Origin of the sequence: Chitinophaga sp. (genome assembly GCF_035761305.1) — a bacterium.
Lineage (GTDB): Bacteria > Bacteroidota > Bacteroidia > Chitinophagales > Chitinophagaceae > Chitinophaga.
Genome location: NZ_DASTRI010000209.1, coordinates 55,995 through 71,877 on the forward strand (window position 1 = coordinate 55,995; position 15,883 = coordinate 71,877).

General features: G+C 50.2%; 11 protein-coding genes and 1 pseudogene. 5 read left to right on the forward strand and 7 right to left on the reverse strand.

Annotated elements, in window-relative coordinates; genetic code table 11:
* The first annotated feature begins 167 nt into the window (after positions 1-167).
* The 4 genes from VFS25_RS17710 (at position 168) to VFS25_RS17725 (ending at position 5,756) form a co-directional block, all read left to right on the forward strand.
* Positions 168-1,370 (forward strand): 3-dehydroquinate synthase, encoded by a 1,203-nt coding sequence (locus tag VFS25_RS17710; RefSeq protein WP_326463502.1) that lies wholly within the window; start codon positions 168-170, stop codon positions 1,368-1,370.
* A 10-nt stretch (positions 1,371-1,380) separates the two neighbouring features.
* Positions 1,381-2,592, forward strand: a complete 1,212-nt coding sequence (gene eboE / locus VFS25_RS17715) for a metabolite traffic protein EboE (RefSeq protein WP_326463503.1) — start codon at positions 1,381-1,383, stop codon at positions 2,590-2,592.
* 54 nt (positions 2,593-2,646) lie between these two features.
* A complete protein-coding gene (locus tag VFS25_RS17720; RefSeq protein WP_326463504.1) occupies positions 2,647-4,011 on the forward strand; it encodes an alkaline phosphatase family protein in 1,365 nt (454 codons plus the stop codon).
* A gap of 404 nt (positions 4,012-4,415) precedes the next feature.
* Positions 4,416-5,756 carry a Gfo/Idh/MocA family oxidoreductase gene (locus VFS25_RS17725; protein WP_326463505.1) on the forward strand — a complete coding sequence of 447 codons (1,341 nt, stop codon included), beginning with the start codon at positions 4,416-4,418 and terminating at the stop codon, positions 5,754-5,756.
* A gap of 99 nt (positions 5,757-5,855) precedes the next feature.
* Here VFS25_RS17725 and VFS25_RS17730 read toward each other — a convergent pair whose 3' ends face one another.
* The 3 genes from VFS25_RS17730 to VFS25_RS17740 all read right to left on the reverse strand — a co-directional run bounded on the left by VFS25_RS17730 (position 5,856) and on the right by VFS25_RS17740 (position 9,962).
* Complete coding sequence (locus VFS25_RS17730; protein ID WP_326463506.1) at positions 5,856-6,206, reverse strand: MmcQ/YjbR family DNA-binding protein; 351 nt, start codon at positions 6,204-6,206, stop codon at positions 5,856-5,858.
* Positions 6,207-6,666: 460 nt separating this feature from the next.
* Positions 6,667-8,433 (reverse strand): DUF885 domain-containing protein, encoded by a 1,767-nt coding sequence (locus VFS25_RS17735; protein ID WP_326463507.1) that lies wholly within the window; start codon positions 8,431-8,433, stop codon positions 6,667-6,669.
* A gap of 152 nt (positions 8,434-8,585) precedes the next feature.
* Entirely contained in the window at positions 8,586-9,962 is a 1,377-nt protein-coding gene (locus VFS25_RS17740; RefSeq protein ID WP_326463508.1) for a DUF1080 domain-containing protein, read from the reverse strand.
* A gap of 259 nt (positions 9,963-10,221) precedes the next feature.
* On the opposite strand from VFS25_RS17740, the gene VFS25_RS17745 reads away from it, so the two are divergent.
* Positions 10,222-11,046, forward strand: coding sequence for a purine-nucleoside phosphorylase (locus tag VFS25_RS17745; protein WP_326463509.1), 825 nt, complete (start codon positions 10,222-10,224; stop codon positions 11,044-11,046).
* A gap of 122 nt (positions 11,047-11,168) precedes the next feature.
* On the opposite strand, the gene scpB is transcribed toward VFS25_RS17745, so the two are convergent.
* From scpB to VFS25_RS17765, 4 genes and pseudogenes are all read right to left on the reverse strand, one after another.
* Positions 11,169-12,341 (reverse strand): SMC-Scp complex subunit ScpB, encoded by a 1,173-nt coding sequence (gene scpB, locus VFS25_RS17750; RefSeq protein ID WP_326463510.1) that lies wholly within the window; start codon positions 12,339-12,341, stop codon positions 11,169-11,171.
* A gap of 153 nt (positions 12,342-12,494) precedes the next feature.
* Positions 12,495-13,388 (reverse strand): ATP synthase F1 subunit gamma, encoded by an 894-nt coding sequence (atpG, locus tag VFS25_RS17755; protein WP_326463511.1) that lies wholly within the window; start codon positions 13,386-13,388, stop codon positions 12,495-12,497.
* Between the two features lie 416 nt (positions 13,389-13,804).
* Positions 13,805-15,430: a RagB/SusD family nutrient uptake outer membrane protein gene (locus tag VFS25_RS17760; protein WP_326463512.1), complete on the reverse strand. Its 1,626-nt coding sequence runs from the start codon at positions 15,428-15,430 to the stop codon at positions 13,805-13,807.
* An 18-nt stretch (positions 15,431-15,448) separates the two neighbouring features.
* Positions 15,449-15,883 (reverse strand): annotated as a pseudogene (locus VFS25_RS17765) (SusC/RagA family TonB-linked outer membrane protein); the annotation flags it as partial.

A 15,883-nucleotide genomic window follows, 5' to 3' on the forward strand; every position in this document is an offset into this window, starting at 1 on the left:
GCTTCCAGGCCCTGCGGCAATGCCTTTATTTTACCGTCTGATCTCTGCATATAGATAGAAGGCTACAGAATGGCCTCCAAACCGGCCCCGGTATTCACCGGGGCTTTTTTACCGTTAAAATAAATGAAAGGGTTGTCCCCCGCTATTTTAGATATTTTTGTACTTTGATGTTCATTATTATTCAACAGAAAGGAGTTAAGGAGATGCAGATCAGTAATTATATTCAGCAGTCATTCCAGGTTAATTACGCTTACCGGGTTTTTTTTACTGAGCATATTTTTGATCCCGCCAATAATACCTTATCTGCCTACCTGCAGGAGCAGGCCAGCCCTTATTATAAAAAGCGGCTGCTGGTGGTGGCAGATGAAGGCGTATGGCAGCAGCACCCGTACCTGCAGCAGCAGGCGGCGGCTTACCTTACCAATGTGCCGGGTTATGAGCTGGCCCCGGAGATCATGGTTATACCTGGCGGTGAGGCGGTAAAAAATGATGAAGCCCTGTTTTTCCGTTTGGTAGATGCTATTGATAAATATGCCATTGACCGCCATTCCTTTATAATAGGCATCGGCGGCGGCTCTGTGCTGGACCTGGTAGGGTTTGCCGCGGCAGTATCGCACCGGGGCGTACGGCATATTCGTATACCCACCACCGTACTGTCGCAGAACGACTCGGGCGTAGGGGTAAAGAACGGTATTAATTATAAAGGCAAAAAGAATTTCCTGGGCACCTTTGCGCCGCCTGCCGCCGTGTTTAACGATGCCCGGTTCCTGGCCACCCTGGACGACCGCGACTGGCGGGCCGGTATGGTGGAAGCCGTAAAAGTAGCGCTCATAAAGGACGCTGCTTTTTTTGAATGGATGGAGCAGGAAGTGCTGGCCCTGGCCAACCGGGACATGGCAGCCATGCAGCAGCTGGTGTACCGCTGCGCAGAGCTGCACCTGGCCCATATTGGCGGCGCCGGCGACCCGTTTGAAAGCGGGTCTTCCCGCCCGCTTGACTTTGGCCACTGGAGCGCGCACAAGCTGGAGCAGCTTACCGGCTTTGCCTTGCGGCATGGCGAAGCAGTATCTATCGGCATTGCATTAGACAGCGTATATGCCCGGCTGTTAGGCTGGCTGGATGAAAGCGCCATGCAGCGCATCCTGCGGTTGTTACAGCAAATGGGCCTGCCCATATACCACGAGCTGCTGAACATGCAGGCCGGTGCCGGGGCGCCTGTAATAAAAGGACTGGAAGAATTCCGCGAGCACCTGGGCGGCCGCCTTACCATTTGCCTGCTGAAAGGCATTGGCCAGGGCCAGGAAGTAAATGATATGAATGTAGCCCTGCTGCAGCAGGCCGGTGAGATCCTGCGCAGCATTCACCAATAACAATTATGCCATGCAAACACCTTACGGTCATCTTACCTACTGCACGAACATACATCCCGGTGAAGACTGGGCTGCTCATTTTGAACAGCTGCAGCTGCACATACCACTGGTAAAGGCGGCATTAAGCCCCGAGCAGCCTTTTGGCATTGGCCTGCGCCTTTCCAACAAGGCCAGCCTGGAGCTGAGCAAAGAGCAGGCATTGCTGGAGTTTAAAGCCTGGCTGCAGGAGCAGGACTGTTATGTGTTTACCATGAACGGCTTTCCCTACGGCGGTTTCCATCACGTAAAAGTAAAGGACCAGGTGCATGTGCCCGACTGGACCACCGGCGACCGCGTGAACTATACCATACGCCTGTTTCGCATACTGGCGGCCCTGCTGCCCGAAGGTATGGAAGGCGGCGTATCTACCTGCCCTTTATCGTATAAATTATGGGCGCGCTGCGCAGAGGAAACGGCTTCCGTTACGGAAAGCGCTACCCTCAACCTGCTGCTGGTAGTGGAGCAGCTGGCCCGCATACGCAGGGCAGGCGGCCCTTTGCTGCATATTGATATTGAGCCCGAGCCCGATGGCATGCTGGAAAACTCGCAGGAATATATTCACTGGTATTTCCAGCAGCTGCTGCCCGCGGGCATTCCTTTCCTGTGCGATAAGCTGGGCATAGCCGAAGCAGAGGCGGCCGTAATGCTTAAAGAGCATGTGCAGCTGTGTTATGACGTGTGCCACTTTGCGCTGGCTTATGAGCAGCCCGAAGCAGTGCTGAACGCCATGCGGCAGCACGGGTTAAAAATAGGCAAGCTGCAGATAAGCGCAGCCCTTAAAGCATTGCTGCCGGCAGCCGGTACCCCGGAGCGGGCCGCAGTGATAAATGCCTTCCGCGGCTTTAATGAACCCGTTTACCTGCACCAGGTAATAGCGCGTACCGGTAATGGCTACACGCACTATCCTGATTTGCCGGAGGCGCTGGCCGATGCAGAAAACCCCCGGGCACAGGAGTGGCGCTCCCATTTTCATGTACCGTTGTTTATTGATCATTATGGTTTGCTGTCGGCCACCCGGGAAGATATTCAGCAGGTGCTGGCCCTGCAGCAAACACAGCTCTTTACCACCCACCTGGAGGTAGAAACCTATACCTGGGAAGTGTTACCCCAGGACCTGAAGCTGCCCATGGACCGTTCCATTGCACGGGAACTGGCCTGGGTACAACAACAGTTGGAATTATAAATCATTCATTATAGCTTTGTTAAGGATTTGTAAGTTCGCTCATATCAATGTTCTATGAGAAAAACAGTAGTGTTGGATGTAGTAGGGCTCTCTACGTCCGTAATCGGCAGGCATACACCATTTTTGCAACAGTACGTACAGCAGCATCATTTGACCACGGTAATGCCTATGTTACCCGCCGTAACAACAGCAGTGCAAAGCACCTATGTAACCGGTAAGTGGCCCGCTGAACATGGTATTGTAGGCAATGGCTGGTATGACCGGGAAGATTGCGAGATAAAGTTCTGGAAACAATCCAACAAGCTGGTACAGGCAGAAAAGATCTGGGAAAAGGCCCGCCGCCTGCAGCCGGATTTTACCTGCGCAAAAATGTGCTGGTGGTACAATATGTACTCCACGGCAGATTATTCTGTAACCCCGCGCCCGCAGTACCTTTCAGACGGGCGTAAGATGCCGGACTGCTACTCGCATCCTGCATCGCTGAGAGATCATTTGCAGAAAGAGCTGGGCCAGTTTCCGCTGTTCCAGTTCTGGGGCCCCGGCGCCAACATTAAATCCACCCAGTGGATAGCAGATGCGTCACAGATCACAGATAACCTTTACGACCCAACGTTAACGCTTATATATTTACCGCACCTGGATTATTGCCTGCAAAAGTTCGGGCCGGATGAAAGCAGTATCAGTAAAGAGCTGCAGGAGATAGATAATGTATGCAAACAGCTGGTAACCTTTTATGAGCAAAAAGGCGCGCAGGTAATACTGCTGTCGGAATACGGCATTAACGCCGTTAGCAACCCGGTGCATATTAACCGCATACTGCGGCAGGAGGGATTGCTGCAGATACGGGAAGAGAGAGGGCTGGAGCTGCTGGATGCCGGCGCCTCAAAAGCCTTTGCAGTATCGGACCACCAGCTGGCGCATATTTACATTAACGACCTTTCCAGCGTGAAAAAGGTGCGCAATATTATTGAAAATGTGCCGGGCGTAGCCCAGGTGCTGGATCGTGAAGGTAAACGCAGGCATCACCTGTACCATGAACGTTGCGGCGATTATGTGCTGGTGGCTGATGCCGACAGCTGGTTTACCTACTACTACTGGCTGGATGATAACCGCGCGCCGGACTTTGCCCGTATTGTAGATATACACCGCAAGCCCGGCTATGACCCGGTAGAGATGTTCCTGAACCCCGCCGATCCTATGGTAAAGGCCAGGATTGTGGGTAAGCTGCTGAAAAAGAAGCTGGGCTTCCGCTATCTCATGGATGTGATACCGCTGGATGCTACGCTGATCAAAGGCTCGCATGGCGCCCTGCCGGCAAGCAGCGCCTACCACCCGGTGCTCATAACACCACAGGCTACCGGTAAGGAGCAGCTGCTGGCAACAGATGTATATGATGTGATCTGGAATACCATGCAGTAATAACTAAAGCTTTAACATGGAGGCCCCTCATTCATGATCGGCGCGGTTAAAACCGGCAGCGGTTGCTGCGGCAAACCTGGCTTCGTGTAATGCCGTGAATAGCTTCCTGCTCGCCAATATGAACAAAATCAGGCCAACAACCTGGCTTCATGTAGTGCCGTGAATACCCCGCTACGCAGCCCCGCCAAAAACCCTTTCTCCACCCGCAAACCTTTTCATTGCGGCTTTGTTAACCATAACCGTACGTTCATCACTAATTTACTTGCATTTCTATTCATTGTTCCTTTATTTTATATTTCATGCAACCGATTGAAATTGGTGAGTTGTAACAACGCAGAATGAAAAGGCATCTGCCTGGGATATACGCCGGGCAGAACAACATAATCATTATAAAACATCACGGAATGAAAAGACGAGATTTCTTGAAAACCGGCACCATGGCAGGTATGGGAGCCGGGCTTACCTACCTTAATTTCCCTGTATTTGGCCAGCAGGCGCCCAGCAATAAAATAGTGCTGGCAGTAATGGGCGTAAACTCCCGTGGTAACTGGCTGGCCCGGCTGGCGGCTAGTTTACCCGGCGCTGAAATAGGCTATATCTGCGATGTGGAGGACGGCGCCATACAAAAAGGCCTGAAAGCCGTTGCCAGCAGGCAGCAGCGCAAACCGGAGGTAATTAAAGACATACGCAAGCTGCTGGAGCGGAAAGATTTTGATGCGCTCATGGTAGCTGCTCCCGACCACTGGCATGCCCCCGCTGCTATTATGGGCTGCGCCGCCGGTAAGCATGTGTATGTAGAAAAGCCCTGCAGCCAGAATGGTAATGAAGGCGAGCTGCTGGTACAGGCTGCGCGTAAATACAACCGCCTGGTGCAAATGGGCAACCAGCGCCGCTCCTGGCCTAACCTGCAGCAGGCCGTAAAAGAAGTGAAGGAAGAGGGTATTATCGGCAAGGTGTATTATGCCCGCGGCTGGTACGTAAATAACCGCGCGCCCATTGGCGTCGGCAAAAAAATTCCCGTACCCGCCACGCTCAACTGGGACCTTTGGCAGGGCCCCGCGCCACGCAAAGACTTTCTCGATAACATCGTGCACTATAACTGGCACTGGCGCTGGCACTGGGGCACCGGCGAAGTGTGTAACAACGCCACCCACGAGCTGGACTGCATGCGCTGGTTCATGGATGTGGAATACCCCACCAGGGTAACCTCTGCCGGTGGCCGCTATGCCTACCCGCCGGACGACTGGGAAACCCCCGATACCCAAACCATTAATTTTGAGTTTGAAGGCGGAAAATCTATTTCCTGGGAAGGGCGCAGCTGCCAGCCCTATGAGCTGGAAGGCAGCGGCCGTGGCTTTGCCCTGTTTGGCGATAAGGGCAGCCTGTATAATGGCGGCGGCGACGACTATAAGATATTTGACTTTAAAGGCAAGCTGTTAAAAGATGTAAAGCAGCGGCAAAACCCGCAGCAGAGTGTAACCAATACCGTTAGTCCGGCAGGCGAGTTCCTGGACGCCCTTCATATCAACAACTTCCTGGAAAGCATTCGCGGAAAGGCAAAGCTGAATTCAGATGTTGCTACCGTTGGCCATCCTTCAGTAGTATTATGTCATTTGGCAAATATTTCGCAAAGGTCGGGGCGTGTGCTGCATTGTGATCCGAAGAACGGGCATATCCTGGATGATGATGAAGCAGCAGCGCTGTGGAGCAGGAGTTATGAGAAAGGGTGGGAACCTAAAGTATAGCCATAGCTATATATCATTTTAGATTTATGGTTGTAGATGGCGTATGTAACATCATCTACAACCGTAAATCTAATTCCCTCACGGGAAAACAGAAAAAAATTACACGCGCGCCTTTAAAACAGCCTCCCGTTCTTCAGGCGGCATCATCCCGACAACAATGTCATACGCTTCCTGTATAAAAGACTGCAGCTCAGTCCAGTTCAGCGTAGTAGGATGCTTTACCTGTACCCAGTGGTAGCGCGCCAGATAAGGCATGGGCACAATGTCCGGCCTGGCTATCAGGCTGTGAAACTTGTCCGGTGTGCACTTGAAGGACAGCTTGTACGGAGGATTTACCCGCATGGAGCAAAATAGTTTTTCTCCTACGGAGAAGCACATTTCCTCATTCCACTTCTCTTCGGCAGTAACGCCGGGAAATGACAGGCAGTAATTGAATGTAAGTTCTAACATAATGCCCCTAGGTTAAGCAGTTAAAAAATCAGCCTGTGTTGATCGTTAGCACAAAGCAGCAAAAAAGAATGAGGTCTGGAAGCTGGATTGACTGTTAATAACCAGTCAGCGGCGTTTCATAGAATAAACCGTGGCTGAAAGCTTGTAACTGTCCAATAAAAAGATATGGTCAATCTGCCTCTGACCTTTGAGGTTCCCTGTTATAATCCCTATATAGCCATATAAATTTAAGTATCTTTTCTCAAACAGAAATGATAAAATTGTTAAGGTTGAGGCTGATAAAAAGCGTTGGATAACAAGGCCCAGGGGATTGTAGGCCAGAAAGATGTTACAAAATAATATATTGTTATATTTTATATGTATCGAAATGTAACAAGGGGCCTTACTTAAATAAGCAGCAAGGGCAATAAAACAATTTACAGCCGGGCTGGTCCATGTTTTATTGCCCTTAGCCAGCTAATTATTTCTCAAAGCGGCGTTTCATTTTCTGATCCAGTACACTCAGGGGCACACTGCCGTCTTTCAGCAGCTCGTCATGAAAATCTTTCAGGCTAAACCGGCTGCCCAGCAGCTGCTCATATTTATGCCGCAGCTCCAGTATTTTCAGCTCACCGGTTTTATAGGAGAGGGCCTGGCCGGGCACCGCCATATACCGTTCTATTTCGGCCGTTGCATCATGCTCGGTAGTGGGCTCATTATCCAGCATGTATTGAATGGCCTGTTCACGGGTCCAGCCTTTGGCATGCATGCCCACATCCACCACCAGGCGTATAGCGCGGTGTATCTCATCGCTCAGGCGCCCGAAATACTGGTAAGGGTTGGTGTACAGGCCCAGCTCTTTACCCAGGCCCTCACAGTACAGCGCATAACCTTCAACATAGGCGCCGTTCCAGCTAAAGCGGCGCAGCTTGGGCAGGGAGTCGTTCTCCTGCTGTAACGAAATCTGGAAGTGGTGGCCGGGTATGGCCTCATGCAGGAACAGCGACTCCATACCCACATAGCTGTACTCCTTTGCATTGAGTATGGGCACATAAAAAATACCGGGCCGGCTGCCATCCGGGCTGCCCTGGTTATATTCCGCGCTGGCGGAGGCGGCGCGGAAAGCTTCTGTTTGCCTTATTTCAAACGGTGTTTTGGGAATATGCCCGTATATGCGCTTTACGTTAGGCATGATCTTGTCTTCAATAGCCTTAAAGGAGTCCAGCACCTGCTGCGGTGTTTTGAATATTTTGAACTGCGCATCGTTCCGTATAAAGTTGAAGAATGCCGGCAGGTCGCCTTTAAAACCGGTGCTGTTCTTTACTGCTTCCATTTCACCCCGTATGCGGGCTACTTCTTTTTGCCCCGTGGCAAATATTTCATCCGGCGTTTTATCGGTAGTGGTCCAGTAACGGATCAGGTACGAGTAAAAGGCCCTGCCATCCGGTATTCCTTCAATACCGCTGCTGGTGCGGGCTTTAGGCAGGTATTCCTTTTCAAAAAAGGTTTGCAGCTTTGCATAGGTAGGCAATACATACTGCTCAATGGTTTGGCGGTAGGTATTGGCCAGGGCGGTGTTTACCCCCGCGGGCAGGGTTTTCAGCGGGCTGTAAAAAACATTGCCGGTGTCTTTTTTAGCCAGGTCGCGCATTTGCGGTATTACTTTTACCACCAGGGCTTTGGGCAGCACATAGCCGGTGGCTATGCCTTTGCGCATGTTGGCAATAGCCGTGTCGCCCCACTCGGCAAAAGTTTTCATGCGCTGAATGAACTTTTCATAATCTTCTTTGTTTTTAAATGGTTGTGCGCTGGTGCCCGAGCCTAGCTGCCCCATGGTAAGCGTTAAGCCCCAGAACTGTTGTATCGGCATCAGGTTATCATGAAACTGTAAACCTTCTTTGGATATGTTCAGCTCACGCCGCAATACGTCGTAGCTGATGCGGTCATTGGGTGTTAGCACAGCTGTATCTACCCCCTGCAGCTCCTGCAGGTAATGGGTATATATACTGTCCTGGCGCCGGCGGAAACCTTCGCTTATGTCAATGGTCAGCAGTCCGTCGTATTGGTGCTCTCCGTTAAATGTAGCATCTATCGGGAACAGCTGTAGCTTTTGTTCATAATACCTGTCAAGTATGTGGTGCAGGGAGTCCGCAGCGGCGGTTTTATCGTGTCCGCCAGGTTGGGTGCTGCAGGCGCTGAAAGCCAGCACTGTGGCCAGCCATAAGCGGTTAGATTTTAGTGTAATCATGGAAGTGGTTTGACTAAAAATAAAAAAACACTCCGAAGAATCGGAATGTTTTATATAGAACAGTGAACAATGAAAACTTTTTAATACTGACAGGGCATTTGCTGCAAGCTGCTGCTTAATCGATTACATCTTTGCCTGTATGCCCGTATCAGTTATAATGTTTTTATACGCAGGCTGCGGAACGATACCTCATTACCATGATCCTGTAAGAGGATATGCCCCTGCGGCCACAAACCGAAATTTTTCCAGTTTTTGTATTTGCTGATGGCTACCAGGTCTTTAAATGCCTGTGACCCGCGCTCATATTCTACCATTTTGAAGCCGTTTAGCCAATGCTCCACGTGGTTATTTCGATACACAATAATACGTCCTTTATTCCATTCTCCAATCGGTTTCAACGCTTGTTTTATCTGTTTGCGTGGTATCAGGTCGTACAGTGAAGACAGGGTGCGGTCGCCATCGCGTCCCAGCTTGGCATCGGGGTGCCGCTCATCGTCCAGCACCTGGTATTCCAGCCCTATGGCCGACTTGCCATCTGTTTTATAAGACTCGTTCACGAAATATTTTACACCGCTGTTGGCGCCTTCCGTTAGCTTAAACTCAAATTCCAGCTCAAAGGCGCCGTACTCCTTATCGGTAACAATATCGCCGCCGGAGCCCATTTCATGGCCGTTGGACTGGTGAATGGTGATAGTGCCGTCATTCAGCGTCCATCCCTTTGCCGGAAATGTTTTTTTGTAAGCGCCTCTCCAGCCATTGCTGGTTTTACCGTCCCATAACAGCTGAAAGCCGTTCTTTTTCTGCTGGGCGGAAAGATTGTTGGGAATATTATTTACGACATATATCTGGTCGTAGGGCGAGTACTGGTTGGCAGACGGATCTTCCATAATACGGATATTACGCCAGTGGATATGCTTTCCCGCATCTGCTGTTTTATTGCCGATGGCGTGTACCTGCAGCGCAATAAAGCCTTTAGGCAGCGCCGTATCTACCAGGTGGGCGGTGGGTACTCCGTTTACCCAGGTACGTATCTCAGGGCCTCTGCATTCTATCCGGTATTTATTCCAGTCGTTTTTCTTAAAAGCGTTTTGCCCCGCGGGGTTCAGCTCCATGGGATATTGCCAGCCCCGGCGCCCTTCCTCGTAAATACCGCCGCTCCATTTGCGGTCCGACGGATCTATTTCCATCTGGTAGCCAAATACGCGGCCGTTCTGGTAATCTGCGCGGCTTTGGCTGCGGAACTGGATGCCGGAGTTGAATTCCTCATCCAGCTTAAATTCCACTTCCAATATAAAATTGCCGTAATCTTTTTCAGTAGCCAGGAAAGAGTTGGGCGTTTGCGTTACAGTGGTGCCTACAATTTCATTGTTTACCACGTTGTATTTTGCCTTGCCTCCCAGCTGCTTCCATCCTTTCAGGTCCTTACCGTTAAAAAGCGGCTGCCATTGTCCTTTTTTATGACCAGGACCGGCGTTAACTGCACCATGTAACAGCAGTATACTGCTGCATAAAATCCAAAATTTTTTCATCCCGTGTAATTTATCTTTTTGCAGGTTCCGCAGGTGCGGCTGTTTTTCTCTACATTTTTAGCCTGGTTACGAGGCTGATTTTAACTCAATTTATAAAAATTGGGGAGAAAATACACAACCGATTGCATAAAAATGTGATGAACGGAAAACATATTTGCTAAGGTTATTGTATAAACGGGTAAAACTTTTACGATATGAAGTGAAAAATTTATGCAAACGGTTGCATATATTACTTCCGTATTTACATTTTCTTTGTGCTATGCAAGCATTTTTACAACAAATAAACGACGCTGCCGCTTACCTGCGGCAATTCAATTATCACCATGCTACGGCAGGCATAGTGCTGGGCACTGGTCTTGGACAGCTGGTACAACAGGTACAGGTTGAAAAAAGCATTCCGTATCATGAGATCCCCCATTTCCCCGAATCAACGGTAGAATCGCACAAGGGGCAGCTGATATACGGCCATATAGGGCAGGTACCGGTAATAGCCATGCAGGGCCGCTTTCATTATTATGAGGGCTATACCATGCAGCAGATCACTTTTCCCATACGGGTAATGAAAGCCCTGGGCATACGGTACCTGCTGCTCAGCAATGCTGCCGGCGGTATGAACCCCGCTTTTCAAAAGGGCGACCTGGTGCTGCTGACCGATCATATTAACCTGCAGCCCGAAAGCCCGCTGCGGGGCCTGAATGCGCCGGCTTTTGGCCCCCGCTTCCCGGATATGAGCCGCCCATACGATAAGCACCTGGGCCAGCTGCTGGAGCAGGCAGCCCTGGCCAAAGGCTGTGCGCTGAAAAAAGGCGTATATGTGGCTGTAACAGGCCCTAACCTGGAAACGCGGGCCGAATACCGTTTCCTGCGCATGATAGGGGCTGATATGGTTGGCATGAGCACGGTACCGGAAGTAATTGTGGCCAACCAGCTGCAATTGCCCTGTGCAGCGATTTCTGTAATTACAGATGAATGCGACCCGGATAACCTGCAGCCTGTTGCTATTGAAGAAATTATTGCAGTGGCCAATAAAGCCGATGAAAAGCTGAGCGGAATTTTTGCAGACGTGGTGGCAAAGATGAAGTAGATGTGCGGATGTGCAGATATGCAAATGTGCAGATGGAGTGTGTTACAGGGTAATTGCCGGCATAGCGCCGGCTGTGTTATGATATATAAAGAAAGTCCTGCCGGCCGGCAGGACTTTTTATGTTAGTTTTTTTCTTCGTCTTCATCCTCTTCATTGTCTTCGTCTTCGTCTTCATCGTCGTCAAAATCCTCATCGTCTTCTTCATCATAGTCCTCATCATCAAAATCTTCGTCATCGTCTTCTTCCTCATCATCGTCATCGTCCTCTTCTTCATCGTCGTCCTCATCGTCAAAATCCTCATCGTCTTCGTCCTCTTCTTCATCCTCAATGTCTTCATCTCCCAGGTCTTCGTGCAGGTCGTCTTCTTCTTCGTTCTCTACTTCATCATCGCCGGGGCCGGGGCCAATGTTGGCCAGGTCGGGCGCTGAAGCATCAAAATTATTGCCTGCTGCAGCTTCCGGGGAGGACAGCTCGTTGTCAACATCGGTATCGCTGTCTGCCTCCGGCGTCACATCCGTATCTGCGTTGGCAGTGGTTTCTTCCGTGTTTGCTGCGGTGCTGGCGTTGCTATTTTCCGTGGGTGCATCTGTTGCTTCCATCTCTTCCGCCTGCGTATGCGCCCCTTCATCCTCAATGGTGATGGTAGGTATAAAAGCATCTTCCAGCAGCTCCCCGTTTTCAGATACTATCATTCCGCCGTTATCGTTAAAGGCTTCCTCTGTAATGAGCGTGGGCTGTATGGCTTCTTCATCAAATACCTCCCGCAGCTTGGGCAGGTCGGCCGGCGAATTAAGGCCAAAGTAATCCATAAAGGCTTTGGAAGTGGCGTACAGCAGGGGCTTGCCGGGCAACTCCTCACTACGGCCGGATATTATGATCAGCTCTTTTTCCAGCAGCTTTTGTATAGAGTAGTCAGAGCTTACGCCGCGTATATGTTCTATTTCGCCTTTGGAAATAGGCTGCTTATAGGCAATAATGGCCAGTGTTTCCAGCGCCGCAGTGGAAAGGCGTTTCAGGAACTTTTCCCCGTTCAGCTGCGCTACCGTTTGGTAGTAATCTTTCTTGGTAAGAAACTGGTAGCCGCCGCCGCTTTCACGCACCTCAAACGCATAAAATTCAGAATGGTATTTTTCGCGGATGGCCTCCACGGCAGTTTCAACCTGGTCTAAAGTGGCACGGTCTTCCAAAAAAGCAAGGGCATTATTTAGCAGATCAACTATTTCCAGCACCGGCAGGGGCCTGTCGGCAGCAAAAATTAATGACTCTACATGCGGTATGATCTGAGAAATTTCCATTGGATATATTTTTTCCGAAATACAGCATCCACAGGCGTTTAAATCTTGCGCGTACTGTAAATAAAAACGTCAAAGACCGAAAGTTACAGTCTTTGACGTTATGTATGAAATCGAAATTTTTTGATGTTGATTTGTTGTGAATAACCCTCACTTTTAACCTGCCAAAGCAGCGGCGCCGCTTACAATTTCCGTAAGCTCGGTAGTGATGGCGGCCTGGCGGGCGCGGTTGTAGGAGAGCTTCAGGTTACGCAGCAGCTCGTTGGCATTTTCCGTGGCTTTATCCATAGCCGTCATACGGGCGCCATGTTCAGACGCGTGCGCATCCAGGATGGCTTTAAAGAACTGCGTGTTCAATATTTTGGGCATCAGCTCTGCTATCAGCGTTGCTTTTTCCGGTTCGAAAATGTAGTCGGCCTTTATATTCTTTTGCTTGCCGTCTTCCTTATTCTCCACCTTGGCAATAGGCAGGAACTGTTCTGCTACAAACACCTGGGTAGCGGCATTGCGGAACTGGCTGTATACAATATCCACGGCGTCGTACTCGCCTTTTATAAAGCCGTTCAGCGCAATGGCGGCGGCCTGTTTTACATGATCAAAATTCAGGTCGGCAAACAGGTGCCAGTACTGGTCGTTGATCTTGTAGCCGTTCTTTACAAAGTGCTCGTAACCTTTTTTGCCGATAGGCATAATTTCCACATGGCCTTTGGCATACTGCTCTGCGTATTTTTCGCGGATCAGCTGCTTGGCCAGCTTTATCAGGTTAGAATTATAGGCGCCGCACAACCCGCGGTCAGAAGTGATTACCACTATCAGTACCTTTTCTACAGCCCGCTGGTTAGCCAGGGCCATATCTATATCTCCTTCTGTATTGGAAACAATGTTCTGCAGGATCTCCTGGAGCTTAACAGCATAGGGGCGCATTTGTAAGATAGCATCCTGCGCACGCCTTAATTTGGCGGCGCTCACCATTTTCATGGCTTTGGTGATCTGCTGGCTGGATTGTACTGATTTTATACGGTTACGAACTTCCTTAAGCTGTCCGGACATATAGTTTAATTACGAATTTTTCAATTACAAATAACGAACTGGGGGCAGGCCCGCTCAATTTGGCTGCAAAGGTAAGAAGAATTACGAATTGTTAATTACGAATTGCGAATTAAATGCAGCCGGATGAGGAATGCTGAAGAAGGGAGGTCAAAAGCTGAAAGTCAGGCCCAGAAAGCTAAAGGGCTGAAGGCCGAGCTGTGATGGTTATGGCTGCACGACAAATGGCGGAATTAATGTGTCAAATATCAGGAGAAATATTAAACGCCTGGTACAAAGCCGGTTTTTCCGGTGCATCAGGCGTTTAATATTTCATTATGATAGGCACTTCCTCAATTCGTAATTATTCGCATTCATGATAATTTTCAAAGGCGCTCATGAATGTTTTACATTCCGTAATTGAAAAATTTGTATTTACCTCAGTACCCCGGGTTTTGCGGGAAATCTCCCGGATTACTTACCCGGTCTATCTGGTCCTGGGGGATAGGCCGCAGCAGGTGTTTGGGCTGTATGTTATTGCCGGCATCCGGGTTGTGCAGCTTTACCCTTTCCAGCAGCTTACCGGTACGCTTCAGGTCAAACCAGCGGGTTTGCTCGCCTACCATTTCCCGGTCCCTTTCATCCAACAGGAAATCCGGGGTTAGCTGCGCTTCCGTTACCTTCATCGCCTCCTGGTGGGCCGCCGTTTCCTCCGGCGTGCTGCCCACCCGGGCGGCCCGCATACGCAGGGTGTTCAGCAGGGTTACGGCTGTAGCTTTATCCCCGCTCATGGTAAGCGCTTCTGCGGCATTCAGGTAATCTTCTGCCAGGCGGAAGGCAATAAAAGGCCTTACACCCGAAGCCTGGTTATCCGGGCGCATCGCATCTGCAAACTTGTTGAGGGAAGGGTACAGCACCTGTGTGTAGTTACGGGGCGGCACCAGCAGGTAAGGTTTGCTTTTGATCATGGCGTCCGATACATCATACCCCGGCATCCACACAGATGTGTCGCCCACCTTCAGTGTGGCGGTGGGGTTGTTGGCAAACCATACGGTGGTGAAGAATTTTTCATACCGGGTATCGTTTACACGATCCTGGTAAATAGTGTCCAGCAGGAATTTGGTAGGGCGGAAACGCTTCCAGGGGGTACCGTTAGCCAGGTCGCGCTTCATACCGGGCAATATATCGTACTGCATCAGGAAAAAGCGGCAGGCGTTATTGTCGTTGGAGTTATACAGCGCATCGCTGGTGTACTGTACCGCCCATACGGTTTCAGGGTTATTTTCCTTTCCCTGGGCCCATACCTGCCCTACATCCGGCAGCAGTGAAAAGCTGTAGTTGTTAATGACCATTTGCGCATATTTGGCGGCGTTGGCAAAATCCGCAGGCTGCTTTACGCTGGTGTAGGCGCGTGTAAGGTATACCCGGGCCAACAGGTGCTCCGCGGCGGGCTTGCTGGCACGGCCCCATTCCGTGGGCGCTTCGGGCAGGTTTTGCTCTGCATACAGCAGGTCGTCAATAATAGCATTATAAATGTTACCGATGGAGTCGCGGTGGGCCTCTGTTTTAATTTCCTTGTTCTCGTGCAGGTTCAGCGGCACGGGGCCAAACAGCTGCACCAGGGTAAAGTAATAGTGCGCACGGCAAAACCTGGCCTGCGCCACACCATTGAGCTTAACGGCAGAGTCGAGGTTGGGAATGTTATCCGCCCGGTCCACTACCACATTACAGGTGTTAATGGTTTGGTAGGTGGTGTTCCATAATTCCCGCAGGTGGGCGTAGCGGCCATCCAGCTGGGAGGTGTACTGGTTTACAAACTTAAAATCACCATCGGAGCCGTTGGTGTAGGTATCGGTGCCAAATACGGTCAGCGTCATACCCCGTTCGGTGCTGTAAAAGCTGCGCATGGCCACATAAGAGCCATTTACCGCAGCGGTAAAGCCATTGGGCGTATTATAGAAATCGTCGGTTACTGTTGATACAACATCCTCATCCAGCATTTTATTGCAGCTTGCTGCAGCAAAAGCCAGCAGCGCTATTAACCAGCATATTTTTCGAGTATTCATACGTTCTTTTTTTTGACATTAAAAAGTAGCATTCAAACCAAACTGCAGCATCCAGGTGGCAGGTGCATCCACACTGATATTGGTTACATCTTCCGGGTCAATGCCTTTATACGTTTGGCGGTAAGGCGCTATGATAAGCGGCTGCTTTACATCTGCATGCACGCGCAGCGCCTGCATACCCCAGCGTTTCATTAAACTTTCCGGCAGGGAGTAGCCGATGCCTATGTTCCGGATCTTAAAGAAAGAACCGTCGAAATAGGCAAGTGTGGTGTAGTTGTTCGGCCGTTCCTGGTTACGGTTGGGCCGTGGAAAATCATTGGTGTGGTTAGCGGGCGTCCAGTAGGTTACATCCAGGTTATTATAACGCCCGAACAAGGTATTGTAGTTCTGGTAAAAATCACTCCTAACCATACCGCCTACACGGGCAAATCCTACAATGGAAAGGTCTATGCC